Consider the following 25,251-nt stretch of genomic DNA (forward strand, 5'->3'; position numbering starts at 1 on the left):
TCGGTGTAGTTGTCCTGGCGCGCGGATGCCGAGCCGAAGAGTCTGATGGAGCTCTGGCACCACCTCGAAGGGACTCATCAGATGGGCAGATCCCACACCGTCGTCGGAGTCGACGGTTCGGCCGCGTCTCTGGACGCTGTCCGGTGGGCCGTGCTCGATGCCGAACTGCACGGCTTCGACCTGACGATCGTCTCGGCCGTCCCGACGGTTCTCACGGGCCTCGATGCCCTACCCGAACGGACATCCGCGCATCTGAGGTTCGAGACGAACCGCATTCTGGACGAGGCGATGTCGATAGCCCGGCCGACGGGGTCGGCCGTGTCCACCATCGCCGTCGACGTGGTTCTGTCGGACCGCCCCGCCGCTGCCGCTCTACTCGAGATGTCCGAGACGTCTCGGATGGTTGTCATCGGGACACGCGGACTCGGTGCGGCACAACGCACGTCGTTGGGTTCGGTCAGCGTCGCGCTGAGTACGCATGCACACTGCCCGGTCACGGTCGTACATGCATGGCCGATGAGCGGCTACACGGGGTTCGAGGCGGTCGTGGTCGGCGTCGATGGAACCTCGGCCGCCATGGCCGCGGTGGAGCGGGCGTTCGAGGAGGCAGAAGTCCGAAGCGCTCCACTCACCGCACTGCACGCGTGGGCCGATTCGGATCTGTCGATAGGGATGTCGGTTCCCGGCCTCGATTGGGCGGACCATCGACCCGAAGCCGACGGCGTGTTGGCAAGGGCCGTCGATGATTGCGCGCGTCGGCATCCGACGGTGGCACTACGACAGGTGGCGGTCAGAGACCGACCGGTCCACGCACTGCTGGACCACGCGCAGAGCGCCCAACTGGTGGTGCTGGGCAGTCACGGTCGCGGAGGATTCGCCGGAATGATGCTCGGCTCGACCAGCCGCTCGGTGATGGCACGCGCATCGTGTCCGGTCACCGTTGTGCCCAGTGCCGCGCGCAACAGAACGCCTGCGACGAAGGAGTACCTGTGAAAACTGCGGAAGAACTGTTCGACCCGCGACATGCGTGCGCCGATCCGGATCGACTGCAGCACCTGACGGACATGAATCATTTTGCACTGCAATTCAACCGAAGCCGAACCGACAGGACATCCACATGCGCATAATGATCGCAACAGCAAGCCGCCACGGCGCCACCCGAGAAATCGGACAGTGGCTGGGCTCGTCGATTCTGCGGGAACTGTCCAGCATCGACAGCACGACGACAGTCGATGTTCGTGATGCCCGCGACGTGGACAGCATTGCCGAGTACGACGCCGCGATAATCGGCAGTGGCGTGTACATGGGCCGATGGCTCCGAGACGCACGCGCGCTGGTCACCAGGGAACAGGCCGAACTGGAGGCAATTCCTGTGTGGCTCTTCTCGAGTGGCCCGGTGGACGACAGCACTCCGCCGAAAGCTCGGCCGAAAGAGACCGAGGCCGACTGGGTGATCGAGCATCGCGTGTTCGGTGGCAAGCTGACGAACTCGCGGTTGTCACTGTTCGAGCGTGCCGTCGTGCGACTGATCGGTGCCTCCGATGGTGACAGCAGACCACGAGCAGAGGTCATGTCGTGGGCGGTGGTCATCGCCTCCCATCTCACACCTTTTATGCTCCGGGCCGATGAGGCCTCTCGGCTCAATTGAACGCCGAAGACGAGTGACCGCGGACTCCCTCGTCCACCTGGGTGCTCGGCTCCGGGACCTACGGCCGAGCGGGTGGAAACCAACCCCGAGCGTCACGCAGGGTGCGGCCGGCCTCGTCGACTGTCGATCGGTTCCAGCGCTCGGCGACTCTGCGTAATTCTGCACGCGCTTCGGCAACCGTGCGGCCACTGGCAACAAGAACACCGATTGCCTGGTTCACCTCACTCACATCGGCAAGAGATCGCGGCTCGGAAGCCCCGGAATCGGTTCCGCCGCGGACCGGATCTCTGGTCCCTATCACCACGTCGAACCGTTCACCGTCGACGATCGACGTCAGGGTGATCGAGCCGACATCCGAGACGGCCACATCGATGTCGGCCGCCAACTGCCCGGCCAAGCGCGCGAGATCGACGGACGAGTTGTCCAGTGATTCGGTCAGCGTCGCAAGATCGTCCAGCAATCGAGGCGGAAGTTTCATCGAGAATCCAGGTGCGGGCCGATCGCCGATTCGATTCGTCCGATATACCCGCGGCATCCTGCCGGGCGGGTATGCGAGCGCGAGGAAAAGTCGGACTCGATGCCTCGGAATGCGCTCGCGGCTCGAACGCTACGCCCTTACGTGCGGGAACGGGAGCGGGCCGTCTTCATCGCCTCGCCCACCATGGCCTCAGCGACCACTGCGACTTTCTTGTGCTCGCTCTGGCTCAACGATCGGAGCTTGTCGTACCCCTGGGCTCCGGTGCATCCGCTTCGGCTGATCAGCACCCCGATCGCCTGGTCGATCACGGAGCGATTGCTCAGTGCCATCTCGAGCTGCTCGGTGAGCCGGGCGGCACTCGACAGCGCCCGCGCGTTCTGCACCGAGACCGCAGCCGGTACCGCGAACAGGTCGCCCAACTCTGCAGCGCGAGCATCGAACGCGTCGGGCCGGCGCGCGTAGACATTCATCGCGCCGAGCACACCGCCTGCGGTGATCAGCGGAAGAGACAACACGCTGTGCACTCCCATTCGACCGACCTTCGGACCGAATTCCGGCCACTGAGGGTCGGTTTCGAGTGAACCGGATCGAACGGTGATGCCCTCGGCAGCTGCGGTGATGGAGGGGCCTTGGCCGAGTCCGTACTGGATGTCGTCGACGGCACGGACGAATTCCGCGCTCGCGACAATCGTGTCGGGGCGGTCGGGATGCAGGAGCGTCAATCCGGCACCGTCCGCGCCGGGAACGGCCCGAACTGCAAGTTGCGCCACGTGAGAGAGGGTGTCGGACAGAGACAGATCGGTCATCGGCAGTTTGCTGAGGTCGACCAGGCTCGACCGGAGGTCGTCTTCGTGTTCCCCTGCGTTCATCACTGCTCACTCCGTTGTGGGCACACATGCCTTTCGGGTATGCGCCTGCCCACCCCGACCTTACGGCTTCACCGACAGCCGAGTCGCTCGGACGAAGGAGCACCGGGATCGGTCCACTGCGACCGACGAGGTCCACGTCAGAACTCGAACACCTGGCGAGCGGTGACGCGGCCACCCATGAGGTCGTCGAAGCACTCGTTCACTTCGTCCAACTTGCGCGATACGGCCGATACCGTGGTCCGCCCGGCCTCGTGCAGTGCGAATACTTCACGTAGGTCCTTTCGCGTACCGACGATCGAACCGAGGACGGAGATTCCGCCGACGACCGTCTCGAAGATCGGGACCGGGAACACACCGTGAGCGGGCATCGAGACACACACCAGTCGACCGCCGCGGCGAAGCGAACGGAAGGCCTGATCGAACACGCTCGGGATGACGGCCAACACGATGGCCACATCGGCTCCGCCGAGCGCCTTGATCTCCTCGACGGGGTCGACCTTCGACGAGTCGACCGTGTGATCGGCACCGAGTTCACGTGCAAGTTCGAGCTTCTCTTCCTCGATGTCGACTGCGGTGACGAATCCGCCCGCGATCTTGGCGTACTGCACCGCCATGTGGCCCAGTCCGCCGACGCCGAAGATGGCCACGCGCTGAGCCGGTGTGACACCGCCGACCTTGACTGCCTTGTAGGTGGTGACGCCGGCACACGTCAGCGGAGCGGCGTCGAACGAGGAGATGCCGTCGGGAACGCGGACGACGTATTTCGCATGGGCCACAGCGTATTCGGCGTAGGCCCCGTCGATCGAGTAGCCACTGTTCTGCTGTGTCTCGCACAGCGTCTCCCATCCGGACACGCAGTGATCGCATTCGCCGCACGCCGAACCGAGCCACGCGATCGCCACGCGTTCGCCGATTCGACTCGTGTCGACCTGCGATCCCACGGCCTCGATCACGCCGATTCCCTCGTGCCCGGGAACGAACGGCAGGGTCGGCTTGGCCGGCCAATCCCCCTGCGCTGCATGAATATCGGTGTGACAGACTCCGCACGTCTCCATCTTCACCAGCACCTGCTCCGGTGCGGGTGTCGGGATAGGGATGTCCTTGACGACCAGGGGTCCGCCGAACTCGGTGACAACAGCAGCTTTCATCGTGGATTTCCTCCAACTATCGAAACCAGTGCCGTTCTCGACCATCGAGCAATGCACACTGTCGATGGTCGGCGCTGCGGCACTCGGCATGTAGGGCCGGAAGTCACCGCCGGTTGGGGACGTATACCGAACCGGCAGCTCGGGAGCAGAAAGGCCCGAGAAGCAGGGGATTTCGCCCCTGACGCTCATCGACGAGTTGGACCACACTCGGCAGCATGGATTCTGCTGCACACTCCCGATCGAAGACCTGCGAGCGATGAACCTGTGGCGAAGACACCCGGGCGTCCGGACCGGTGATGCCCTGACCGCCGGTGAGCGAGCGGCGGACTACGTCCGAAACGGGATGGGCTCCTGGCCGTTCGTGTTCCTGTTTCTGGGCACCATGGCGCTGTGGGCCGCCTACAACCAGAGCGACGGATTCGACCCGTACCCGTTCATCCTGCTCAACCTGTTCCTGTCGATGATCGCGGGACTCCAGGGAGCGATTCTGCTGATCTCGGCGAAACGCGCGGACTCGGTGAGCAGTGAGGTTGCCGTACACACACTTTCGAACACCGCCCTACTCCAGGACATGATCGAGGCCAATACCGTCCTGACGGAATCGGTGGCGCAGCTGGCGGCCGAGATTCACACGCACGTCTGTCCGTCGGCGCACCGCACGAGTGCAGAGACATCACCGGCGAAACAGGTCACGAACCACGCTTCTCTGCATTGAGCCACGCGAGTATCTCTCGGGCCCAATTGCACACGAGTACCCGGTCGCGGAAGTCTCCTGCGACTGCCCCGGAGTTCTCGAAAATCTGACGCTCCCCCGCCGAAAGTCGCTCTGGCACCAGCTTCCCGGGAAACGTTCGGTGTGCGGTCGCATGCATCAGTGATACTGCGTGTGCCGCGTCGGAAGTGACGTTGACCGGCCTGTCGCTCGAGTGCAGCGGCCCACAGGAGAACAGCCACACAGGTGGATGTTCGGACCTCGACAACCTGTCGACCAGAGCCTTCGCGGCTGGAACCCAGCGATCCGAGTAGACAGCGCTCCCGATGACCAGAGCGTCGTAGCCGTCCACGCGGACCACGGATTCCGGTGCCCGCACATCGACGTCGACACCACAGTGCTCGAAGACTCGACCCATTTCCTGGCCCAGACTGTGGGTCGCTCCATGCCGACCTGCGGTGGAGACAAGTATTTTCATGTCTCGTCCGACAGGAGGTATGCGGATTTGCCCGCCGCCACCGTCATCCGCCATCCGTGGACCGCAATGACGAACCCCAGTACTCCGAACGATCCCAGCAGCCAACTCGTCTCACCGGTCACCGCCGAGTGCACGATGATCCAGGCAACCAGGAGCACGCCGGCGATATGAGCCATCGGACCCGACCGTCCGCCGCCTGCGAAGGCAGACGCCGCAGCGAGCCCCATGGGAACGCCGACGACCAACACCAGCGACAGTGCTGTCAGTGTCACAGACACTTTCGCCTCGACGTAGGAACTCGGATCGATTGCACCCGAGGCCAATCCGATCGCAGCACCGAACGCGTTGATCGATACCCCTCCGCAGACTGCGCCGAGCCACGGCGATCGCCGGTTGCGCTCGGTTGCCACTCGCGTTGTCGATGTCATCGTTCCAGTCTGTGCGGCAAGAGATCAATTGCGCTAGAGCACAAAGTACTTGCCGCTCGACCACCTGAATCAGGTCTCAGCGTCCGAACCACGACCGCATGCTTCGACGCTCCTTCACGGGCGGGCTCGAATCCTCGTTGCAGGCGCAGCGGTCGGCTGCGGCAACCGTACGCATGACGGAGTCGACATGTCTGCCGCAACCGCCCCAGCCGGTCTTGTGGCATTTCTTGCAGGTGACGGGATAACACATGAGAATCCTCCTGGTACGAGTCGGTCGAAAGTCAGGCCGGGACGTGGGCGTCGGCCCAGGCGTTGTAACCGCCCAGCAGATCCGAGACGTTCTCGAATCCCTGAGCGCGCAGCAGCGACGCCGCCACGCTCGAGCGCCATCCTCCGGCGCAGTGCATCACGATAGGTTTACCGGTCGGCACCTGGTCGAGGCGAGTTCGCAACTGCGCCATCGGGATCGGGATCGCTCCCGGTATCGTGCCGAAGTCGCGCTCACCCGGGTTGCGAATGTCGATGAGCGTCACCTCGTCCGCGGCGAGCATCACATCGAGCTGCTCGACCGTGGTGCGCGGTGCCGTCTCGACCAATGTCGCCAGCTCGGCTGGAAACGCACCGTCACTGCCGATTCCGAGGTATCCGGTCACGTTGTCGGATCCGATTCGGGCCAACCGCAGTGCTGCCTCCTGCTCTTCGCCCGGATAGGCGATCAGCACGATGCGACCACCGACCTCCGCGACCATGCCGCCGGTCTCGGCGAAGCGACCGTCGAACCCCACGTTGATCGATCCGCGCAGATGACCGGCAGCGAAATCGTCCACACTTCGTGCGTCGAGCACTCGTGTGCCGGAAACCAGCTCGGCCCTCACGGCCTCGGGTGTCAGCGCAGGGATGATGCGGCCAGGAGACAGCAGTGGGTGCACCTGCTTGTTCATGGCTGCGTCGGCGGAGAAGTACGACGGTGCCGCCGGTTGGCCGTCGGTGACGAGCGCAACGAAGGCGTTTTCGGTCATCGGCTGCACCGACGGGTTGCTCGCGCGCTGCTCACCGATGGTGGAGGTGAGCTCGGTGGAGAGGTTCTTTCCACACGACGAGCCGGCACCGTGAGCGGGCATGACGACGACGTCGTCGGGCAGCGTCAGCAGCTTGTCGTGGATCGTCGAATACATCGCACGGGCCAGGTCCGTGGTCGAGCCGTCCCCGAGATTCACCAGGTCCGGTCGTCCGACATCGCCGATGAAGAGGGAGTCACCGGTGAGCACGGCCGTAGGGGTGGCCCCGGGATGCTCGCGAACCAGCACCGAGATCGACTCCCACGTGTGACCGGGAGTGGACAGGATCTCGAGTTCGACGTCGCCGAGGGACAACCGCTCCCCGTCTCGCAGTCGCCGGATCGGATAGTCGGTCTCGGCAGCCTCGCCGAAGCCGATCCAGGCACCGGTCGCGTCGACCAGTTCGAGGTGGCCCGAGACGAAATCCGCGTGGAAGTGAGTGTTGACGACCCCTTCGATGACGAGTCCGTACTTCTCGGCGTCGTCGAGATACTCCGCGATGTCGCGACGCGGATCGACGACGATCGCGCGCCCCGTCCTCTGATCTCCGATCAGATACGAAGCGTGGGAAAGACATTCGAGGTAGTACTGCTCGAGGATCATGGATTCCTCCGTCTGAGACGTCTCCGGGCGAGTTTCGCGAGGTGGTAGACACAGTGTGTAATACCCCCTAGGGTATGTCAAGTACCCCCTGGGGTATACCGTGGCACCAAGGATTGGAGTGAACACACGATGACATTGGGGCTGGCGCTCGGATTCGGCGCTGTGATCGGAATTCTCCTCGGCCTACTCGGTGGAGGCGGATCCATTCTTGCGGTCCCGGTGTTGGTGTTCGCCCTTGGCCTCGGCGTGGAGGAAGCGATCCCCGTCTCGCTGATCGTCGTCGGCACCGCCTCGGCGGTGGGAGTGATACCGAAGCTGCGAGCACGCCGCGTCGAATGGCGACTGGCGGCGGTGTTCGCTGCGACCGGCATTCCAGCGACCTTCGCCGGCAGCGCACTCGGCCGGTTGCTTCCCGAGAGGATCCTGCTGCTCGGCTTCGCCGCCGTGATGGTTGCCGCAGGAGCCCGGATGCTCGCCGAGCGAGGAGATACAGGAACAGCCTGCAAGACATCGGCATCGGGCATCAACTGGAGACACTGCGCTCCACGTTCGATTCCGGCAGGCCTTGCTGTCGGATTCATGACCGGGCTGTTCGGCGTCGGAGGCGGCTTCCTCATCATTCCGGTGCTGGTACTGATGCTCGGGATAGAGATGTCGGTCGCGGTCGGCACCTCGTTGGTCATCATCGTCGCCAACTCCGTCGCCGGTCTGTTCTCACATCTGAGCGGCACGACCATCGACTGGTCGATCACCCTTGCGTTCGCAGGCACCGCAATTGTCGGCTCCCTCCTGGCCGCGCACTTCGGAATGCGGGTCGATACCGCACGGCTGCAACGCCTGTTCGCCTACCTGGTGTTCGCAGTGGCCGGGTACGTCGTCGTCGACGCGGCCTTCCTGAGCTGATCTCGCTATTGTCCGGCCCCATGTCGGGCCGGAACCGTGGGTCGAAAGGCCCTATACCGCACGAGCCGCGCCGGGCACCCTCGAGGCAGGAGCACTCCGTCTCCGGGACCGCGAGGTAGCCGATCTTCATGACCATCACCGACGCAGGACCGACCACTCGGCTGGTGAACGACGAATCGACGTCGCTTGCCTCGATGCTCGCCGCGAGGTTCCCCGATCTGACCCCCACAGTCGTCGCGGCCGAGATTCGCCGCACCCTGCCGCCCATGGCAGAGCGATCATGGTGAGCGCGGAGCCGCGACCCCAGCCCACCCGAACCCCGGTCGCTCCCGGCTTCTGGGCGAAGAAAGACTGGGGTGACATCGTCGTCGCGCTCGACGGCACCCCGACGTCCCACGACGCACTGTCCTGGGCAGCGGGTCTGGCCTCGGTCACCGGGGCACGCATTCGGCTCGTGCACGCACTCACACCCCGCGAATCGACCCGGTCGTTGGAGCGACTGCACGGTCGACGCCTTCTTCGATCGGCTCGCCGTGAACTCGTCGGTCTCGATCCCCGCATCGCAATCGATTCGATTCTGACGGACGACCCGATCGCCCCCGTTCTCGGCGCGCTGTCGCACACCGCCGACCTGATTGTCATCGGAGGCCGTGAATCGGGTCCGATCCGCGATGTGCTGTTCGGCCGCAACGCAACTCGTATCGTTGCAGAATCGACGTGCCCCGTCCTGGTGTGGCGCCCCCAGCACGCAGACCTCACGCCGACCTCTCCGGTTGTCGTCGGCGTGGATCACTCGGACTCCTGCACCCGGGCGATCGAGGCGGCCTTCTGGTTCGCCGATGCGCTCGAAGTCCCCCTCACCGCGCTGCACGTCGGATCGCCCCACAGTAGGCCCGTCACGAACGACATCGAGCTGCAACAGATCCGAGGGCTGGAGTGGCTGGAAGGTCGCGTCGATGCTGCTGCGTCCGCGCATTCCACCGTAGACGTGCATCTGCACCTGCTCGACGCATCGGCGCAGCACGAGCTACGACGCGCATCGGCTACCGCACACCTTCTCGTGATCGGCAGCCGCACCCACGGACCACGGACGGGTCCGCGTACCGGGTCGGTCGGACAGTCTCTCGTGCACGCATCGTGCTGTCCGATTCTCGTGGTGCGTTGAGCCCTCGATCAGCCGACGACCCCCGCCTCATCGGGACCTTGTGCCCTTACGGATCCACTGCTCGACGCCGGACACTCGTAGGAGACGAATGCACTTCGGGTGGGAGTAGGTGGCGACCATGTTCTCGAAACTCGCGCACCGATCGTGGCGACACAGTCCATGGATTTCCAATCCACTGATGCGGCTGCCGGGCAGGATCGAACGAGCGGCAGTCGCCGTCGGGATCGCGGTGCTTCTGTTGCTCATCCCTGTGGCAGCGACGATCGGTTCGGTGACCTACAGCGACCTGTCGCTGCGCTCGCAACAGCAACGCGCAGAATATGTTCGAGTCGACGCCCGTGTCATCGACGCCACGAAATCCGCTCGGTCCGATACCGACGGCGTGACGACCGTGGCCGGTACCGCGACCGTGCAGTGGAGCGCGCCGGACGGCTCGCTGCGCTCCGGGGCAACCGACGTACCGTCGGCATTGCGAGTCGGTGACACGACTCCGATCTGGCGTGATGCGGACGGGAATCTGGTGCGCGCTCCCGACACTGCTGCCGGTGCCGTCGTCAACGGAGCTGCCACGGCCGTGTTCGTATGGTTCCTCGGTGCCCTCGTCATCGGCGGTCTGGTCTATCTCACCACCAAAGCCGGCGAACGTTCACGAATGCGGCAGTGGGACAGAGATTGGCAACACTTTCTACAGGCCCGCGACCATCGCTCGCGGTAGCGCCGTCGAAGCCCGGCGACGCGGCCGGTCACCACGAGGAGGGCCGAGCGTCCTCGAAAAAAAGGCCTTTGTGCCGATGGCACATCGCGTGTGTAGTCGTACGCTCAGGACCGTCGTCCTTGAACTCGTCGACACGAAGCTCCCACGTTCGAGGAGGCGATGACATGATCGGTACCGGCACCGAATTCTGTTCCGCGAGTGCGGACTACGAGCGTGCGCTCATGTGCAGCCCGTTGGCTGCACAATTACGCGTGGTCGATCTTCGAATACAGGTGATGATGGACGAGCAGGGCGCGCTGCACCCTCGCGACCTCGTGGCGTCGGCGCTGCCGTCGAGTCGACGACCCCTTCTGAACTCTGCTTGAGGTCGGAGCGGGCGTATGACCTTCGAGACGCTCGCCCTGTGTGCCGCAGTGGGATTGCTCGGCCCACTGCTGGCGCTTCCGCGCGGGCTTCGGATACCCGTCGTCGTCGGCGAACTCGTCGCCGGAATTGCTCTCGGCCACACAGGCTTCGGCATCGTCGACCCCAGCGAGCAGACGCTGAGCTTCCTGGCACAGGTGGGGTTTGCGCTCGTCATGTTCGTGGCCGGCAGTCAGATACCGATTCGCGACCCGCGACTGCGCATCGGTCTCGGGGTCGGTACTGCGCGGGCGGTGACCGTCGGGCTGCTGGCAACCGTGCTCGGCTGGGCCGTCTCCGCCGCGTTCGATCCACCTCACCTCGGCCTGTACGCGGTGTTGATGGCATCGTCCTCGGCCGCTGTCATCATGCCGATCGTCGAGTCCACCACGATGACCGCACCCGGTCTGATGGCCCTCCTGCCGCAGATCGCGCTGGCGGACGCGGTCTGTATCGTCGCGCTGCCTCTCGTGATCGATCCACGGCAGGCCGGTCCCGCCGCACTCGGATCGGCGACGGTCCTGATCGCCGCCGCCGTGATCTTTGTCGTCCTGCGCCACTTCGACGCCTCGGGACTGCGCCGTCGCGTGCATCATGTCTCTGCCCAACGCAAACTCGCGCTCGAACTGCGCCTCAACCTGATTCTGCTGTTCGGCCTCGCGGCCCTCGCGGTCCACACCCACGCATCGGTGATGCTGGCCGGCTTCGGCTTCGGGCTGGCCGTCGCTGCCATCGGAGAACCGCGACGACTTGCGAAACAACTGTTTGCCATCACCGAAGGTTTTCTGGGGCCACTGTATTTCGTCTGGCTCGGTGCATCCCTCGATCTGCGCGCCCTCGGCAGTCACCCGAACATGATCGCGCTGGGGCTCGTGTTGGGATTGGGAGCCATCGCCGCGCACGGTGCGATGCGTCTGACGGGCCAGCCCGCCGGGCTCGGGATACTCGCGGCAGCCCAGATGGGAGTTCCGGTCTCGGCCGTGACACTCGGCACGCAGAGCGGCGTGCTGGCTCCCGGGGAGGGCCCTGCCATCGTGCTCGGTGCACTGATGACCATCGCGGCGGCGGCCGCCGCATCGCGGGTCGCCGCTCGTCGTCCGGCCTGACCCCGGCGGGCCTGCGGCGGCGCAAGGCATTTGGGTGTTTCGAGTTGATCAGGACGGGGAACAGAGGTCGTGGAACGATCGGCACGACGCGAAACGGATCACGACGATGACGGATGACCAGGTCTGGCGCCTCAAGGGTGCGTGCATCGACGACATGGATGCATACGACTCGCAGCAACTTCCCCGCCACGGACGTAAGCGAGCAGAGCGGGCGTGGCGTCTGTGCGCTGACTGCCCGGTGCTGCGTGAGTGCGCCGAGCAGACGGCTCGCGACATCGAGTCGGGTCGCATTCCGGTGGGAGTGGTCGTCGCCGGTGCCGCGTATCACGACAACGCGAGCAACGGTCGGCGTACCGACGCGTACCGGACGCTCGAATTCCTCATCGGGCGGCCACTTTCCAACCCTGCAGCCTGATCACGGCGCGGTAACGGAACGCTACGAACAAGGTCACGGCGACAACTCTCTTCGACGCGTTTTCGGCGCGTCATCCAGTGTCTGACCTGCGGCGTTCCAACTCGGGTGACAATAGTGCGCATGGATGCAGGGGAGTCTTCTCACGTCGGCGAGCCGAGTGATGTGCAGAAGGCTCTCGACAAGCGCGCACCCATCGAACAGGCCAAGGGCATCCTGATGGCCATGCATCGCATCGGCCCGGAGGCTGCGTTCGACATGCTCATCGAGCAGTCTCAGCGCTCCAATCGCAAGCTGCGCGAAGTGGCACTCGACCATATTCGGTGGGCCACAGCCCGGTGAAGAAAGAAGATGGCCTCGCACGCTGTGTTTTCAACGTGCGAGGCCTAGGCGATGGAGTAGTCCGGACTACACAATCGCTTGTGTGCCGTATGCCCTGACGCGGCCACCCGAAACATAGCCGGTCGGGAGCTCGGTAGAAGTGCTCAGAAGCGCGCCAGAATTGCTCGGGCACAACGAACTACGGTCGCGCGGTCGTAGGACATCACGTAATCGAACTGACGGTCGGCGTCCACCTCACCGCGATGTAGGTCGATTGCTGCCAGCACACCGCAGAAGTGCGGGCCGAGAACCACGACGTTCCACTCCTCGACGAGCGGATCCATCGGGTCGAGGGGCGCATGCACGATGCCGCCCTCTTGCACGTATCCCATGCCTACGCCGTAGACGCCGGCGTAGGAGATCTGCTCGGTCATCGACACCCAGCGGCTGCGGGTTGTCGGGGTGAAGTGTTCGGCTCGCTGAAAAGTGCCGAGTACCAATGTCTCCGGCCCAGCAGCCGCGGCCTGCATCTCGAGCGAGGTGCTCATCGCCACCAGCAGTCGCTTGGTGCTGCGCGTTGCCGTCTTGCCTGCGGAGGCAATGCCGTACGGCGATTCGGCGGCGACGGTTGGTGTGCTCCAGGTCGGGAACGAAGGCATGACCTCGGCCGCGTCGGAAGGTAGCTCTTCCGTCGATTGCGCGGCCGGATACAGCTCTCCCACCCCGTAGGTGGCACCGAGTCCGAGTGCGCGGGTCCGATGCAGCGCACTGTCGACCCCGCTCGCCACGACCACGGCTCCGGTTCGTTCGACCTGAGCCGAGACGGCGTGAGCGGTACGCGCAGTCGACAGATCCGGGCGGCGGGAGACCATCGATTCGGCGAGGATGATCACGTCCGGCTCGATGAGAGGGAGCAGGGTCATCGACTGCGGCCGGCGACCGACGTCGTCGACGGCCACCACTTTGCCTTCGCGTCGAGCTTTGTCGATTGCGGCGAGAGTGCGCGCCGGGCTGTCGACGAGAGCAGCCTCGGTGACGACCACGATGTCGCGGCGCAACTGTTCTTCGGTGGCTGCATCCAGGGCAGCGAGCGAGTCGACGTCCATGGACACGAGCATCGGCAGTCGCACCGATTGGTTGAGCCGGGCCACACCCCACGCGAGCGCGTCGAGCTCGCGCTTGGCGTCCATGGCCCTGGCTGCGCGCTTGAGCGCATCTGCCGATGCGAGGGGACCGTTCTCCGGGCCGCGCAGCTGCACTTCGATGGCTGCGAGCGCACCGTTGTCCAGCCGACAGACCGGGGCGAAATACGGCTGCACCGTCAACTCTCCCGTGTCCGTGTCGACTGCAGATCCTGCTTCGGCCAGCGCGAACGTCACATCTCAGTTTGACACGAAAAAACGACCCCCGTCACGCGGGGGTGAACTGTAATTCCAAACCTGGTCGAGGTGTTTTCTTTCGCTCCGACCATGCTCGACGATGGAGATGTCACCGAGACGGTCACGACTGTCTCGTTTTGATAACTTTGCATAACGGAAAGATAACGCCAGACGGGGTGAAGGTCGGAGGATCGCCAGGCCCGGCCGACGCGCGAAAATGGGACGAATGCCGGTGTTGCGCTGAACTTTCCGGGTAGCAGCCGGATTCAGTTACTACTGCGTACAACAAACATACCGACCGGATTGTGACTTCTCACAGAGTTGAAACAAACCATTTCCGACATATGTTTCGTCAACCTAACGTCCCTCCCGGCTGCCGAATCAACGGTGCCACCGGATGCCACGACCGGGTCCGGATCCGTCTTGGACTGGAGGATCGATCGATGACGCTCAACCCGCCGACCCGCTCTCGCACACTCGTCACCGCAGTCGCCGCTCTTGCCATCACCGGTGCGACAGTCGGTGCCGCCAGCGCCGGTGCCGCCACCATTTCCCCTGCTGGTACCGCGTTCACCGCACCCGGCACGATCGTCGTGAGCACTCCGGCGTCGTTCGGTCTGCCGGTGAGCTGCTCCATCAACCTGAGCGGCACCACCAGCGCAGACGGCTCGTCGGCGACGATCACCGATGCCCAGATCAGCGGCTCCAACCGACTGTGTGGCCTGCCCCAGCTGAAGAACCTGCCCTGGACCCTCACTCCCACCAGCGCCACCACCGGGGAGGTGTCCAACGTGGCCTTCTCGCTGGTCGGATACAACTGCGGGCCCGCCACGTTGGCCGGGTCCTTCGACAACATGACGAACACGCTCACCGCGACGAACCAGCCGATGTCCGGCAACTGCACCGTCAACAGCCTGTCGGTCCAGCCCGACCCGGCCTTCACCCTGTCCTGATTCCCGTCCTACCTCGTTCCACATCGACCGTTCCCGAGAAGGAGAACACGTGAAGATCCGCAACAAGACTGTCGTCACCATGACGGCATTGGCATCGAGCATCGCCCTGGGCACGCTCGTCGCCGCCCCGGCCAATGCCGCCGACACCCTTCCCATCACGTTTCAGGCAGATACGACGACGGTCATCGCCAAGACCGGCCAACCGGTGGTGTTTCCCACCACCGATCTCGCCACGGACGTCGATCTGGTCGGTGGCACGGTGACCGGGTCGCTCGAATTGCCGCAGGCATCGGCCGATCTGAAACTCGGTCCCGCGACGCTGGCGAACTTCACGATCTCGATCGTCGACGCGACCCCGGTGTCCGGCACCATCGTCCGCGGCGGACCGGACGAGGCACCGACGTTGGATCTCGACGTCGCGCAGAGCTTCAAGATTCGCATCGATTCGGTGAAGCCGTTGGGCATCGACACCGGGTCGGCCGGATCTGCCGCGGTCGACCTGATCCCGGCGGGTAGCAACTGCGTCACCGCCGAGACCACCGCCAACCTGTCCGGTTCGCTCGATGCCATCGACCTGATCCAGAACAATCAGGCCGATGCACACGTCAAGGGGACGTACACGATTCCGCAGTTCCAGAACTGTGGCGCGTTCACGTCGGTGCTGAATGCGATCATCGCCGGTCCCGGCAACACTCTCGACGTGCATCTGACCGATCCGGTCTTCGATGTCGGCACCCGGTCCGCGATTGCGGCAGAGGTGGCGTAGCGGTTCACACCTCGATCGGCGGCGTCGACCGGTTCCATCGCGGAACTCGGTCGACGCCGTCGTTCAGTGCCGTTCGTCGACCGGATGGACGGACGGCTCCCCGTCGTCGTACACCGCGACGCGGTTGCCACCGATCCGTTTGGCCCGGTACATGGCTCGATCGGCCCGGCTGATCAACACATCGACGTCCTCCGCGACACCCCGCGCGTCGACAATCGCATGCGCGACGCCTATCGACGCCGTGAGCGGGGAACGGTCGGTCGACTCGCTCAAACGGCTGCGCAATTCCTCGGATCTGTCGATCACCGTGTCGACTTCGGCGAGGCACACGATCGCGAATTCTTCGCCGCCGAGTCGCACCGTCACTGCCGGTGTCGGGAAGAGTTCGAGGATTCGGCTCGCGGCCAGACGAATGACGGTGTCTCCGTGCTCGTGACCGAATCGATCGTTCACTGCTTTGAAGTTGTCGATGTCGATCACCACGGCGGCCAGTTCCGCATCCGCACCGGAACGAAGGTCGAGGTTGCCGATCGCCGCGTCGAAGCCCCGTCGGTTCTGCATTCCGGTGAGCGGGTCGTAGAACGCGCCGGTGGCGTCGCGGCGCAGCAGCATCAGGAAGGAATGGCAGATCAGCGGTGCCGAGAACATCACCAGGATCAGCATCACGAGATAGAGATTGGTCTGCAATCGACGTTCGGGGTCGTTCACCATGGCCGAGGTGTAGAGCGCGGCGACGGTGACGAACGCGAAGAGGTGGTGAGCGGTGAACAGCTTGGGGCCGTGAAAGCCCACGACGTAACTGCCCATCACGGTGAACAGCGCAGCCATCGGCAACATCTCGGACGGCTTGTCGACGGTCAGAAGAACTGCGGCGAGCACGATGTCGGCGTAGAGCACGAAGGCGACCGACATCGGCCAGGACGGCCAGCCTCCGATCAGCCAGGCCAACCCGAGGGGCAGCGTCGTCGCGACGGTGAACCACAGTGCCCATCGCGCAGCACCGCTGTCTCCGAGACCCGGGATGGTCAGGGCGATCGCCGCACCGGCCGCGTAGAACCAGCAGAAGATTCCGATGAGAATTCTGGTGACGTGCAGTGCTTGTTGGGACCGTGCGTACGCAACGTTCCACCCGTAGTCGACCGGAAGCGACCACCATTGGCGAAGACTGTTCACAGATCGAGCAGCTTTCCTAGTGTCCCGACGAGGATGAACAAGTCAACCACAGACGAAACCACCCGGTCCGAGAAGTCGGGAACTTGCTCACACGGCCTTATCCGCGCATGCCGTCGGCCAATTCGAACACGCGACCTGCGTAGGTCACCACGAACGCATCGAGGGCCTGCTGAGACAGTTCGGGGCATCCGGCTCGGCGAAAGAAGTGCTCCAGATCCACCAGTCGATCCCCCAGCCCGACGCGTTGTCGATCCAGGGCCTCGAGCTCGACGACCAACGCCTTCAGTTCCTCGACCTTGCGCAGTACGTCGTCCATCGGATCACCGTCCACTTCACTGGGCCTTCTACGGACCGTCCACATTCGGGCGGCGGAGCCGGGCTTCCCTCCCGGCTCCGCCGATCTCGACTCTACTCTTTGTCGAACACATGTGCGAACCAATTGCGACGGGACCTCGCTTTGTACCACTCATCCTGTGCACAATCCGAGAATGTGACCTACAGTCTGTGACATGCTCCAGAAAAGGGGTCCGAACGAGGTTCGACCGCCGGGTTCGACCGATCCAATTCATATGGCGCTCTTAGCAATCCTCACGATTGCGATGATCGCTCTCGTCGTCGTTGCGATCCAACAGGGCCGCCTCTGATCACGCACCTCGGCGTTCATCGTCGACTGGATTCCGCGTCGGTCGCCGCTTCACGAACGGTCAGGTCCGCACTTCGGGCACCATCGTCACGTGCGCGCCCGGATCCGCATCGAGTACCGCGGTCCGTATCGCGCGCAGATACGCGAGATAGGTCGGGTACCCCCGCAGTTGTCGCGGGCCGATGGGCACGAATGTGCCCGATGCCGGGTTGCAGACGAACTGCTCGATCTGCGAACGGGCTTGTGCGCCATCGAAATCGGCGTCGACGGTGACGATGAACCGCATCACCGTTTCGCGTTTTCTCCCCAATCCGAGACGGTGCACTCCGAACCAGAGGCGGGTGCCGTCCGGTCCCAGATACTCGATACCCCATCGACCGAAGCCACGTTCGGCGGTGTCGACGACCGTTCGGGCGAGATCCGCAACGGCCATCGTCGACGAGATTTCGATGCACGCGTCTTGACGACGTGTGATCATCCACTGCCAGCTTTCTACGATTCCACCGAATACCTCCCCGACATTCGGTGCATATCGGGCGAATTTAGCAGCTCATCCGACATCCGGCACGACGACTGTTACGTCGCCCGAACTCCGACCACCGCCGCTACCTCCGCTGCCATCCGGGCAGCCGTCCTCGCAGTGGGGTGAACGCCGTCGAACGTGGCTCCGGGTCGGTCGAGCAGTGGCGCGAATTCTGCGACGGGTATGCCGCGCTCGGCGGCCAGTGCGCGAATGTCGTCGTTCAGGTCGTCTGCGCTGACCTTCCGCGACGACGGCACCGTGGCGATCACAACCGTGTCGATGTCGTGTGCCCGGTCCAGGATGGCGCGTAGGTTCTCGATGATCATGGGCAGCGGTACCGATCGGGCGAGGTCGTTGGTGCCGCCGTTGACGACGAGGATGTCCGGGTTCGCGGCCAGCGCTTCGTCGGTTCGGGCGAGGATCTGCGTCGTGGTCGCGCCGTTGATTCCCAAGTTGGCACCATCGGCGGCGGGAGCATCGTCTCCGCACACGAGGTACGAATACCACGACGTGTTGCCGTGAATTCCCCAGTCGACACGTGAATTGCCCTGGGCCATCGAGTCTCCCAGCGTCACCAACCGTGGTCCGGTGTCGTTGACGCTCCACCCGAAGCAGTGCGCGTTGTGGATCGTCAGCGCCGGCTTCCTCAGTGGTCCCGCCACGAGCGCGGCGGCGAGCGCCAACCCGAGTGCGCCGGCGATCCACAGTCGAGTTCTTCGCACGCCGGGGATTCTGCCCTAGGGGTGACGCGGGGAATCAGTTGCAGTCGGGGAAGTCCACTTCGGTGGGTGCCGGGACCGATTGCGGCTGAACCGGTGCCTGCGCCTCGCCGGCGACGGTCGGTTCGACGAGGTTGTACTCGATGGTCTTGGTCTGCCCCGGCTCGATGACGACCGGCACGTAGAACACGGGGTGGCCGCGCTCGGCAGCGGTCAGCAGAAACAGAGGAGTTCCGTTGATGGTGGCGTTCGTCAAGGTCGCGCCCTGAGTTGCGTACAGCGCGACCACCGATCGGTTGGTTCCCGGGGGTCCGTCGTATCGGGTGGAGTCGTTCTGTCTGCCGGCGATGTAGGTGGTGTAGTCCTGCAGCGCAGCGTTGTTGGTGATCTCGGCGACCACGCGGGTGGTCCGCGTCGGGCCGTCGCAGGACTGTGCGGAGTAGGTGACCTTGCGCTGCAGGTAGTAGTCGAGTTTGCCGCCTGCACCGTTGTTCACCACCACCGCGGCGTACGGGTCGGGGCTGTCGGGAACTTCGTGACCGATCCTGGTCGGTCCCAGGATCGCTTGCAGTGCCGGGTCCGCGCTCCACACGGCGATGTGGCCTTCACTGGTGGCCTTGCCGAGTGCCTCGAGTAGCGCGCTGGGAGATCCGATATTGCCCTGCATCTTCGCGACCACTCGGGCGGCGAGGTCCTGGAGATAGGCCTTGCGCGCGGTGTTGTCGTCCTCGAAGCGGAAGTATGCGTCGGACTGCGTGATCCGAACGACGTTCGATCCGTCGATCACCTCACCGTCACCCATCGTGATGGGGCCGACGACATCGAGGATGTAGCCGAGGGCAACAGGGTCGGTGGCCAGAGCGCCGTCGACACGTTCGCCGGTTTCCTGCTCCCACATCGACTGCCAGATCTGCCCGGCATACGGGAAGTGCGGGCTGACGTTGCTGTTCTGCCAATTCTGCGTGGGCTGGAAGCGACTCTCGTAGGTGTTGAAGAAGTCCGGACCGAGATCGATGGGGTCGTACGGAATTCGGAGCTCGCGGTTGCTGCCGAGCGAGTCGACCCCGACTTTGCCGTCGACAGCACGCACGATGCCCAATCCGCCTATCAGTCCACCGGTTCCACGAGATTCCGAGAGAGTCTGAAAGGCCATGAAGTAGTTGCGTGGACCGTCGGCACCGAGCATCGCGGGGAGCACCTTGGCGGCGATGTCGGTGTTGGTCAACAGAGTCGTCAATTCGTGCGTCTGATCCTGCAGCTGAGTTCGAGCGTCGCCGACCTGAGCGACGAACTCCGGTTCCGCGATGGCCTGGGACTGCGTGTTCAGTACGTCCGCTGCGGCCGCGGCCCGTGACAGCGCAGGCGAGGCGGCGCGCAGAGCAGCGATGTCGATGGCACCGTCGGGCCCGCGCAGCTGACTCGGGTCGAGCGTGGCCCCCACCTCGACCGACGGCGTCAGCACATCCACGGTCAGCCCGTTGACGACGTCGGTGATCTGCGAGACGACGTCCAGCGGTTGGCCCACGTACGGAATCGCGGCAGCCGCCTGCCAGATCAGCGAATCGGTGGCGTCCTTCGCCTGGGTCGAGGTGCGCACCGCGTCGTCCACGGAGGTCTCGGCCTTCTGCGTATCCCCTGCCAGCAGAGCAGTTTTCGCTGCCTGAGCGTAGCCCCGAGCCTGATCGAGGTACGTATAAGCGGTATTGGCCGTGTAGGCGAGCCAGGCACCGAGTCCGAGCGCAACGACGACGAACACCCCGAAACCGAGCAGGATGCGTCGGCCGGTCCTTTTCTTGGAACGACGACGCCTGCGGCGACTACGAGAGCTGCGATGGTCGCCGTACGGGTAGTCGTTGTCGTAGCTCATGGCTGGATGGGTGCCCTTTCGTCGCGGCTAAGACTACAAACGACGTCCTCCCACCGCGACACGACGCTCGGGTCGGCTGCGCCGATATCGCACCGGCGCAGCCGTTCGAGGTCAGGAACCCAGAATTGCGCTCACTGCGGTGCTGCCGCTCTCGGCGCTTCCGCTGCCGATGAGCCCGAGGATGACGTCGACGATGATCTTGGCGATGAATGCGTCCATAGCTACTCCTGTTGTGAAGTACCCCCGACGGGATACAGACGGACCTGCGTGCGCTGCGACCGTTTGTTACCGGCCACAACGAATCGGAAGGTAGCAGCTGAATCTGTCCGAACGGTGGCTCTGTGGTCGCGGCCACAGAGCCGGACCATTTGTACAAATCTCGAAATTTGTCTACCGGAATGACAAATTCAGTGTATTGTCCAATCCATAGTGATCGGCCTTACACGAGGAGTGACGATGACCGCATCGAATGTCGACAACCAGGCGCAGACGCCGGTTGCCGAATGGCACGACCGAAAGCGTTACCTCTGGCTGATGGGGTTGATCCCGCCCACAGCGGTGTTCGTGGCCACCGGCCTGGTCTGGGCCTTCAACCAGCTCGGCTGGAACGCCGTGTCCCCGGTCTGGTGGTGGATCGGCGCGCTGCTCGTCTACGGGTTGCTCCCGATCCTCGACCGGTTCTTCGGTCCCGACGGCGACAACCCACCCGACGAGGTGATGAAGGCGCTCGAAGAAGACAAGTACTACCGCTACTGCACGTACGCCTACATTCCGTTCCAGTTGGCGAGCTTGGTGTTCGCCTGCTACCTCTGGTCGGCCGACAACCTGTCCTGGCTCGGAATCGACGGTGGACTGGGACTGGCCTCGAAGATCGGTCTGGCCATCAGCATCGGTGTGATGGGCGGCGTCGGTATCAACACTGCGCACGAGCTCGGCCACAAGAAGGACAGTCTGGAGCGCTGGCTGTCGAAAATCACGCTGGCACAGACGTTCTACGGCCACTTCTACATCGAACACAACCGCGGCCACCATGTTCGCGTCGCCACTCCCGAGGATCCGGCGAGCTCGAAGTTCGGTGAGAGCTTCTGGGCCTTCCTCCCTCGTAGCGTCTGGGGCAGCCTGAAGTCGTCCTGGGAGCTCGAGAAGACGCGCATGGAGCGATTGGGCAAGAGCACGTGGAGCATTCGGAACGACGTACTGAACGCGTGGCTGATGTCCGTTGTTCTCTACGCGGTGCTCGTCGCGGTGTTCGGTCCGATCGTGCTGCCGTTCCTGGTGATTCAGGCGATCTACGGCTTTTCGTTGCTGGAAACGGTCAACTACCTCGAGCACTACGGCCTGCAGCGGCAGAAGAAGGAGAACGGCCGCTACGAGCGATGCACCCCCGAGCACAGCTGGAACTCCGATCACATCGTGACCAACATCTTTTTGTATCACCTTCAGCGACACAGTGATCACCATGCCAACCCCACCCGCCGCTACCAGACTCTGCGCAGCATGGACGGGGCACCGAACCTGCCGAGCGGATACGCGAGCATGATCTCGCTGGCGTACTTCCCGCCCGTGTGGCGCAAGGTGATGGACCACCGTGTTCTCGACCACTACGACGGCGACATCACGAAGGTCAACATCCAGCCGTCCAAGCGGGAGAAGATCCTCGCCGCGCACGGAGCCAAGTGATGGCCGCCTTCGAGTGCCCGGTGTGCGAGTTCGTCTACGACGAGACCAACGGCGCTCCGCGCGAGGGCTTTCCGGCCGGCACAGCATGGTCCGACGTACCCGACGACTGGCCCTGCCCCGATTGCGGTGTCCGCGAGAAAATCGACTTCAGGAGTAAGGCATGAAGCTCTACCGCTGCGTTCAGTGTGGATTCGAGTACGACGAGGAACTGGGGTGGCCCGAGGACGGGATCGAACCCGGCACTCGCTGGGACGACATTCCCGACGACTGGTCGTGCCCCGATTGTGGCGCTGCCAAGGTCGATTTCGAGATGGTCGAGGTCGAGCGCGGGTGAGTGCGTCCGTTCCGCACGCGATCGCGATCATCGGTTCGGGTGCAACCGGGTACACCGCGGCCAAAGCCCTACGCGCCGAGGGTTTCACCGGGTCCATCACGATGGTCGGGAGTGAACGGGCTGCGCCGTACCGCCGACCGACGGTGTCCAAGGAGTTGCTGACCGGAAGCAAGTCGATCGAGCAAGTGCAGCTCGGCTCGGCGATCGACGGTGTCGACGTGCGCTCGGGTGTCACGGCTGTCGGCCTCACCGATTCGACTGTGCTGCTCGACGACGGCGACCCGGTTCCGTACGACGCGCTGCTCCTGGCAACCGGCTCTCGGGCCCGGCAACTCGATCTTCCGGGCCACGTGTTCACCCTCCGAGGAGTCGCCGATGTCGAGCCCTTGCACGCCGACATTCTGCGCACCCGATCACTGTTGGTGATCGGCGGCGGACTGATCGGATGCGAGGCGGCCGCGGCTGCTCGGTCCCTGGGAGCCGAGGTGACGGTGCTCGAGGCCGCATCGGCACCGCTCAACCGGATCGCTCCGGCCGCGATCTCGCAGATGTACGTCGACCTGCACGCAGACAACGGCATCGCGTTCCACACCGACGTCGCCGTCACCGACCTCGCCGAGCAACCTGACGGAACACTTCTCGTGACCGCAGCGGACGGTCGTTCGTGGTCCGCCGGCACCGTGCTGGTCTCCGTCGGCTCGGTGCCCAACGTCGAACTCGGAGCAGCCATGGGCCTCGAGATCGGATCGGGGATTCTGGTCGACGCGGGGATGCAGACCTCGATACCGAACATCTATGCCGCGGGCGACGTGGCAGAGGTACCCAACACGATCCTCGGCGGGACGTATCGGAGTGAGCACTGGAACGGCGCACTGGATCAGGCCACCCGGGCTGCCCGCTCGATGATCGGCGTGGATCCGGGCAGCCTCGACGTCCCGTGGGGCTGGTCCACCCAACACGGCGTCAACCTTCAGTTCGCCGGGTGGACCGGTGCGACCGACGAGTACGTGGTGGCTCGCGGCTCTGTTGCCGACCGCCGCTTCACCGCATGCGCGCTGCGTGACGGCCGGCTCGTCGGGGCCATCGGCGTGGGGTTCCCGAAGGACATCAGGCAGATCAGATCCTTCATCGCCAGCGGTGATCCCATCGATCGGGATCTCCTCGGAGAGGATTGGCTGGATCGACCACATGCGGTCGTTCGATAGAGTCGTGTTCATGCCCGCAGCCGAACAGACGTCGACCCCCGGTCGATACCGTGAAGCCGCGTCCAGTCTTGCGCGCGATACCGCGCTCGATGCGTTGCGTGAGTTGTTGAACGAGCGCAACTGGCGCAACGTCACGATGAGCCACATCGCCAAGGCAGCAGGGCTGAGCAGACAGAGCCTGTATAACGAGTTCGGTTCACGACGCGGCGTCGCGCAGGGGTACGCCATCAGATTGACCGACCTCTTCGTCGCGATGTGCGAAACGGCGCTGTATCAACACGAGAACGACGCATCGGCTGCTCTGCGCCAAGGCTTCTCGTCGTTCTTCCAGTTGAGTGCGCTCGATCCCCTGGTGCGATCGCTGCACGGTGGCGACGCACCCGAAGATCTGCTCCGGCTGATCACCACCGACAGTGCCGTCCTCATCGAGCGTGCGGGAGACCGTCTGGCCGAGACGTTCCAGCGCGGGTGGGTGGGCGCGAGCCCGCGTCAGGCAGACGTCATCAGTCGGGCAATCGTGCGTCTGGCATTGAGCTACATCCCCGAGCCGCCACCCGATATCGCCTCCGCAGCAGATGATTTTGCACTACTGCTGACTCCGTACGTCGATTCCATCACCGCCGGGCGCTCGGTCGGCCAATGACCGATCGTCCGGGCCGGCGGTCTCACATGTCGGCCGGTGCGAGCACGATGTCGAAGTCGGCTCTGGCCCAGGTCCTGTCGCCGAGGTCGCGACCGTCCGGAGTCGGTGTTCCCGACGGCTGCTCGACGAAATCCTTGATCAAGGACTCCTTCACTCCGAACACGGTGTCGCTGTCCAACAGTTCGTCACCGCTGACGAAGATGTGTGTCACCAACGTGCGCATCCCCGGTGCCGTCACCATGAAGTGCAGGTGCGAGGCGCGCATCGGCGAGCGACCGGTCGCAGCGAGCATTCGTCCGACGGGGCCGTCGTGGGGAATCGGATACGGAGTCGGAGTCAACGCCCAGAATCGATAGCGTCCGTCGTCGTCGGTGTAAAGATGTGCTCGACCGCCGACTCGCGCGTCGTCGTACTGAACGTCGTAGAACCCGTCCTCGTCCGCTTCCCAGATTTCGAGGCGTGCTCCGGGGATCGGCGTGCCGGCGGTGTCGCGCACGGTCCCTTCCACCCAGCACGGCTGTCCTGCAGCACCTCCCGATGCATCACCACCGTTCTCGATACGCGGTGCGTCGTCGACGAAGAACGGGCCGAACACTGTCGCCTCGGTCGCGTCCTCGTAGGCGGGGTTGTTCACGTTGATCGTCTGCATCGACGCCCCGAGGACGTCGGAGAGCAGGATGAACTCCTGACGGCGGTCGTCGGTGATGTGACCGACCTCGGTCAGGAATCCGATGGCGCTGTTCCACTCCTGTTCGGTCAGTCTCACATCACGGATGAACCCGTGCAGGTGGTGCACCAGCGAGGTCATCACCTGCTTCAATCGAGGGTCGGTGCAGTCGTCGAACGATCGAAGGACGTTCTCCACCAACTGTTCTTCGACGGCGTCCTGTGCTTGTCCGGTCATGGTCTGCTCGGTCATG

General features: G+C 64.1%; 31 protein-coding genes. 18 read left to right on the forward strand and 13 right to left on the reverse strand.

What is annotated here, in order from left to right:
• The first annotated feature begins 81 nt into the window (after positions 1–81).
• Together CH274_RS10100 and CH274_RS10105 are read left to right on the forward strand one after the other, a co-directional pair.
• Positions 82–993 carry a universal stress protein gene (locus CH274_RS10100; protein ID WP_179275691.1) on the forward strand — a complete coding sequence of 304 codons (912 nt, stop codon included), beginning with the start codon at positions 82–84 and terminating at the stop codon, positions 991–993.
• 124 nt (positions 994–1,117) lie between these two features.
• Positions 1,118–1,648, forward strand: coding sequence for a flavodoxin domain-containing protein (locus tag CH274_RS10105; protein ID WP_094657339.1), 531 nt, complete (start codon positions 1,118–1,120; stop codon positions 1,646–1,648).
• Positions 1,649–1,706: 58 nt separating this feature from the next.
• On the opposite strand, the gene CH274_RS10110 is transcribed toward CH274_RS10105, so the two are convergent.
• The 3 genes from CH274_RS10110 to adhP all read right to left on the reverse strand — a co-directional run bounded on the left by CH274_RS10110 (position 1,707) and on the right by adhP (position 4,143).
• Complete coding sequence (locus tag CH274_RS10110; RefSeq protein WP_094633409.1) at positions 1,707–2,126, reverse strand: hypothetical protein; 420 nt, start codon at positions 2,124–2,126, stop codon at positions 1,707–1,709.
• Between the two features lie 137 nt (positions 2,127–2,263).
• Complete coding sequence (locus tag CH274_RS10115; protein ID WP_094630250.1) at positions 2,264–2,995, reverse strand: GAF and ANTAR domain-containing protein; 732 nt, start codon at positions 2,993–2,995, stop codon at positions 2,264–2,266.
• 137 nt (positions 2,996–3,132) lie between these two features.
• Positions 3,133–4,143, reverse strand: coding sequence for an alcohol dehydrogenase AdhP (gene adhP, locus CH274_RS10120; RefSeq protein ID WP_037193942.1), 1,011 nt, complete (start codon positions 4,141–4,143; stop codon positions 3,133–3,135).
• A gap of 256 nt (positions 4,144–4,399) precedes the next feature.
• Here adhP and CH274_RS10125 point away from each other — a divergent pair, with 256 nt between their 5' ends.
• Positions 4,400–4,858: a DUF1003 domain-containing protein gene (locus CH274_RS10125; RefSeq protein ID WP_094630249.1), complete on the forward strand. Its 459-nt coding sequence runs from the start codon at positions 4,400–4,402 to the stop codon at positions 4,856–4,858.
• On the opposite strand, the gene CH274_RS10130 is transcribed toward CH274_RS10125, so the two are convergent.
• From CH274_RS10130 to CH274_RS10140, 3 genes are all read right to left on the reverse strand, one after another.
• Positions 4,833–5,333: a flavodoxin domain-containing protein gene (locus tag CH274_RS10130; protein ID WP_179275692.1), complete on the reverse strand. Its 501-nt coding sequence runs from the start codon at positions 5,331–5,333 to the stop codon at positions 4,833–4,835. The genes CH274_RS10125 and CH274_RS10130 overlap by 26 nt on opposite strands.
• Positions 5,330–5,761, reverse strand: coding sequence for a hypothetical protein (locus tag CH274_RS10135; protein ID WP_141214667.1), 432 nt, complete (start codon positions 5,759–5,761; stop codon positions 5,330–5,332). Before CH274_RS10135 ends, CH274_RS10130 begins: the two co-directional genes overlap by 4 nt.
• A gap of 281 nt (positions 5,762–6,042) precedes the next feature.
• Positions 6,043–7,422 carry a rhodanese-like domain-containing protein gene (locus CH274_RS10140; protein WP_094657341.1) on the reverse strand — a complete coding sequence of 460 codons (1,380 nt, stop codon included), beginning with the start codon at positions 7,420–7,422 and terminating at the stop codon, positions 6,043–6,045.
• 129 nt (positions 7,423–7,551) lie between these two features.
• Between CH274_RS10140 and CH274_RS10145 the strand changes: the two genes are divergently transcribed.
• The 8 genes from CH274_RS10145 (at position 7,552) to CH274_RS10175 (ending at position 12,467) form a co-directional block, all read left to right on the forward strand.
• Positions 7,552–8,325, forward strand: coding sequence for a sulfite exporter TauE/SafE family protein (locus CH274_RS10145; protein ID WP_094630245.1), 774 nt, complete (start codon positions 7,552–7,554; stop codon positions 8,323–8,325).
• A 128-nt stretch (positions 8,326–8,453) separates the two neighbouring features.
• Complete coding sequence (locus tag CH274_RS29150; RefSeq protein ID WP_176459108.1) at positions 8,454–8,612, forward strand: hypothetical protein; 159 nt, start codon at positions 8,454–8,456, stop codon at positions 8,610–8,612.
• Complete coding sequence (locus CH274_RS10150) at positions 8,606–9,490, forward strand: universal stress protein (protein WP_094657342.1); 885 nt, start codon at positions 8,606–8,608, stop codon at positions 9,488–9,490. The genes CH274_RS29150 and CH274_RS10150 overlap by 7 nt, the downstream gene beginning before the upstream one ends.
• Positions 9,491–9,608: 118 nt before the next feature.
• Positions 9,609–10,205, forward strand: a complete 597-nt coding sequence (locus CH274_RS10155; RefSeq protein WP_094684282.1) for an Rv1733c family protein — start codon at positions 9,609–9,611, stop codon at positions 10,203–10,205.
• 164 nt (positions 10,206–10,369) lie between these two features.
• The gene (locus tag CH274_RS10160) at positions 10,370–10,570 is read left to right on the forward strand and encodes a hypothetical protein (RefSeq protein WP_094630242.1); all 201 of its coding nucleotides are present in this window, start codon (positions 10,370–10,372) and stop codon (positions 10,568–10,570) included.
• Between the two features lie 15 nt (positions 10,571–10,585).
• Positions 10,586–11,713, forward strand: a complete 1,128-nt coding sequence (locus tag CH274_RS10165; protein ID WP_094657344.1) for a cation:proton antiporter — start codon at positions 10,586–10,588, stop codon at positions 11,711–11,713.
• Between the two features lie 106 nt (positions 11,714–11,819).
• Complete coding sequence (locus tag CH274_RS10170; RefSeq protein WP_094630240.1) at positions 11,820–12,128, forward strand: WhiB family transcriptional regulator; 309 nt, start codon at positions 11,820–11,822, stop codon at positions 12,126–12,128.
• Positions 12,129–12,248: 120 nt separating this feature from the next.
• Positions 12,249–12,467, forward strand: coding sequence for an ANTAR domain-containing protein (locus CH274_RS10175; protein ID WP_045196967.1), 219 nt, complete (start codon positions 12,249–12,251; stop codon positions 12,465–12,467).
• Positions 12,468–12,610: 143 nt separating this feature from the next.
• Here the strand turns inward: CH274_RS10175 and CH274_RS10180 are convergent, their stop codons facing one another.
• A complete protein-coding gene (locus tag CH274_RS10180) occupies positions 12,611–13,825 on the reverse strand; it encodes an EAL domain-containing protein (RefSeq protein WP_094657345.1) in 1,215 nt (404 codons plus the stop codon).
• 443 nt (positions 13,826–14,268) lie between these two features.
• On the opposite strand from CH274_RS10180, the gene praA reads away from it, so the two are divergent.
• Positions 14,269–14,778, forward strand: a complete 510-nt coding sequence (praA, locus tag CH274_RS10185) for an alkane oxidation protein activator PraA (protein ID WP_032396127.1) — start codon at positions 14,269–14,271, stop codon at positions 14,776–14,778.
• A gap of 49 nt (positions 14,779–14,827) precedes the next feature.
• Positions 14,828–15,544 carry a hypothetical protein gene (locus CH274_RS10190; protein WP_032396128.1) on the forward strand — a complete coding sequence of 239 codons (717 nt, stop codon included), beginning with the start codon at positions 14,828–14,830 and terminating at the stop codon, positions 15,542–15,544.
• A gap of 63 nt (positions 15,545–15,607) precedes the next feature.
• Here CH274_RS10190 and CH274_RS10195 read toward each other — a convergent pair whose 3' ends face one another.
• From CH274_RS10195 to CH274_RS10215, 5 genes are all read right to left on the reverse strand, one after another.
• A complete protein-coding gene (locus CH274_RS10195; RefSeq protein ID WP_094657346.1) occupies positions 15,608–16,717 on the reverse strand; it encodes a GGDEF domain-containing protein in 1,110 nt (369 codons plus the stop codon).
• 97 nt (positions 16,718–16,814) lie between these two features.
• The gene (locus tag CH274_RS10200; protein WP_032396392.1) at positions 16,815–17,033 is read right to left on the reverse strand and encodes a hypothetical protein; all 219 of its coding nucleotides are present in this window, start codon (positions 17,031–17,033) and stop codon (positions 16,815–16,817) included.
• 388 nt (positions 17,034–17,421) lie between these two features.
• On the reverse strand, positions 17,422–17,838 hold the full coding sequence (locus tag CH274_RS10205; RefSeq protein WP_032396129.1) for a hypothetical protein: 417 nt from the start codon (positions 17,836–17,838) through the stop codon (positions 17,422–17,424).
• A 98-nt stretch (positions 17,839–17,936) separates the two neighbouring features.
• The gene (locus CH274_RS10210) at positions 17,937–18,605 is read right to left on the reverse strand and encodes an SGNH/GDSL hydrolase family protein (RefSeq protein WP_179275693.1); all 669 of its coding nucleotides are present in this window, start codon (positions 18,603–18,605) and stop codon (positions 17,937–17,939) included.
• A 34-nt stretch (positions 18,606–18,639) separates the two neighbouring features.
• Positions 18,640–20,469, reverse strand: coding sequence for a DUF4012 domain-containing protein (locus tag CH274_RS10215; RefSeq protein WP_256993526.1), 1,830 nt, complete (start codon positions 20,467–20,469; stop codon positions 18,640–18,642).
• Positions 20,470–20,925: 456 nt separating this feature from the next.
• On the opposite strand from CH274_RS10215, the gene CH274_RS10220 reads away from it, so the two are divergent.
• The 5 genes from CH274_RS10220 to CH274_RS10240 are packed head-to-tail and all read left to right on the forward strand — an operon-like array spanning position 20,926 to position 24,331.
• On the forward strand, positions 20,926–22,149 hold the full coding sequence (locus CH274_RS10220) for an alkane 1-monooxygenase (RefSeq protein WP_045200419.1): 1,224 nt from the start codon (positions 20,926–20,928) through the stop codon (positions 22,147–22,149).
• Complete coding sequence (locus tag CH274_RS10225; RefSeq protein WP_032396131.1) at positions 22,149–22,313, forward strand: rubredoxin; 165 nt, start codon at positions 22,149–22,151, stop codon at positions 22,311–22,313. The genes CH274_RS10220 and CH274_RS10225 overlap by 1 nt, the downstream gene beginning before the upstream one ends.
• Positions 22,310–22,483, forward strand: coding sequence for a rubredoxin (locus tag CH274_RS10230; RefSeq protein ID WP_032396132.1), 174 nt, complete (start codon positions 22,310–22,312; stop codon positions 22,481–22,483). The genes CH274_RS10225 and CH274_RS10230 overlap by 4 nt, the downstream gene beginning before the upstream one ends.
• Positions 22,480–23,688 carry an NAD(P)/FAD-dependent oxidoreductase gene (locus CH274_RS10235; protein WP_094657348.1) on the forward strand — a complete coding sequence of 403 codons (1,209 nt, stop codon included), beginning with the start codon at positions 22,480–22,482 and terminating at the stop codon, positions 23,686–23,688. The genes CH274_RS10230 and CH274_RS10235 overlap by 4 nt, the downstream gene beginning before the upstream one ends.
• A gap of 10 nt (positions 23,689–23,698) precedes the next feature.
• Complete coding sequence (locus tag CH274_RS10240; protein ID WP_094657548.1) at positions 23,699–24,331, forward strand: TetR family transcriptional regulator; 633 nt, start codon at positions 23,699–23,701, stop codon at positions 24,329–24,331.
• A gap of 22 nt (positions 24,332–24,353) precedes the next feature.
• Here CH274_RS10240 and CH274_RS10245 read toward each other — a convergent pair whose 3' ends face one another.
• Positions 24,354–25,250, reverse strand: a complete 897-nt coding sequence (locus tag CH274_RS10245) for a dioxygenase family protein (RefSeq protein WP_032396134.1) — start codon at positions 25,248–25,250, stop codon at positions 24,354–24,356.
• Position 25,251: the final 1 nt, after the last annotated feature.

This window comes from Rhodococcus sp. 06-418-5 (assembly GCF_002258285.1).
Taxonomy (GTDB): Bacteria; Actinomycetota; Actinomycetes; order Mycobacteriales; family Mycobacteriaceae; genus Rhodococcoides.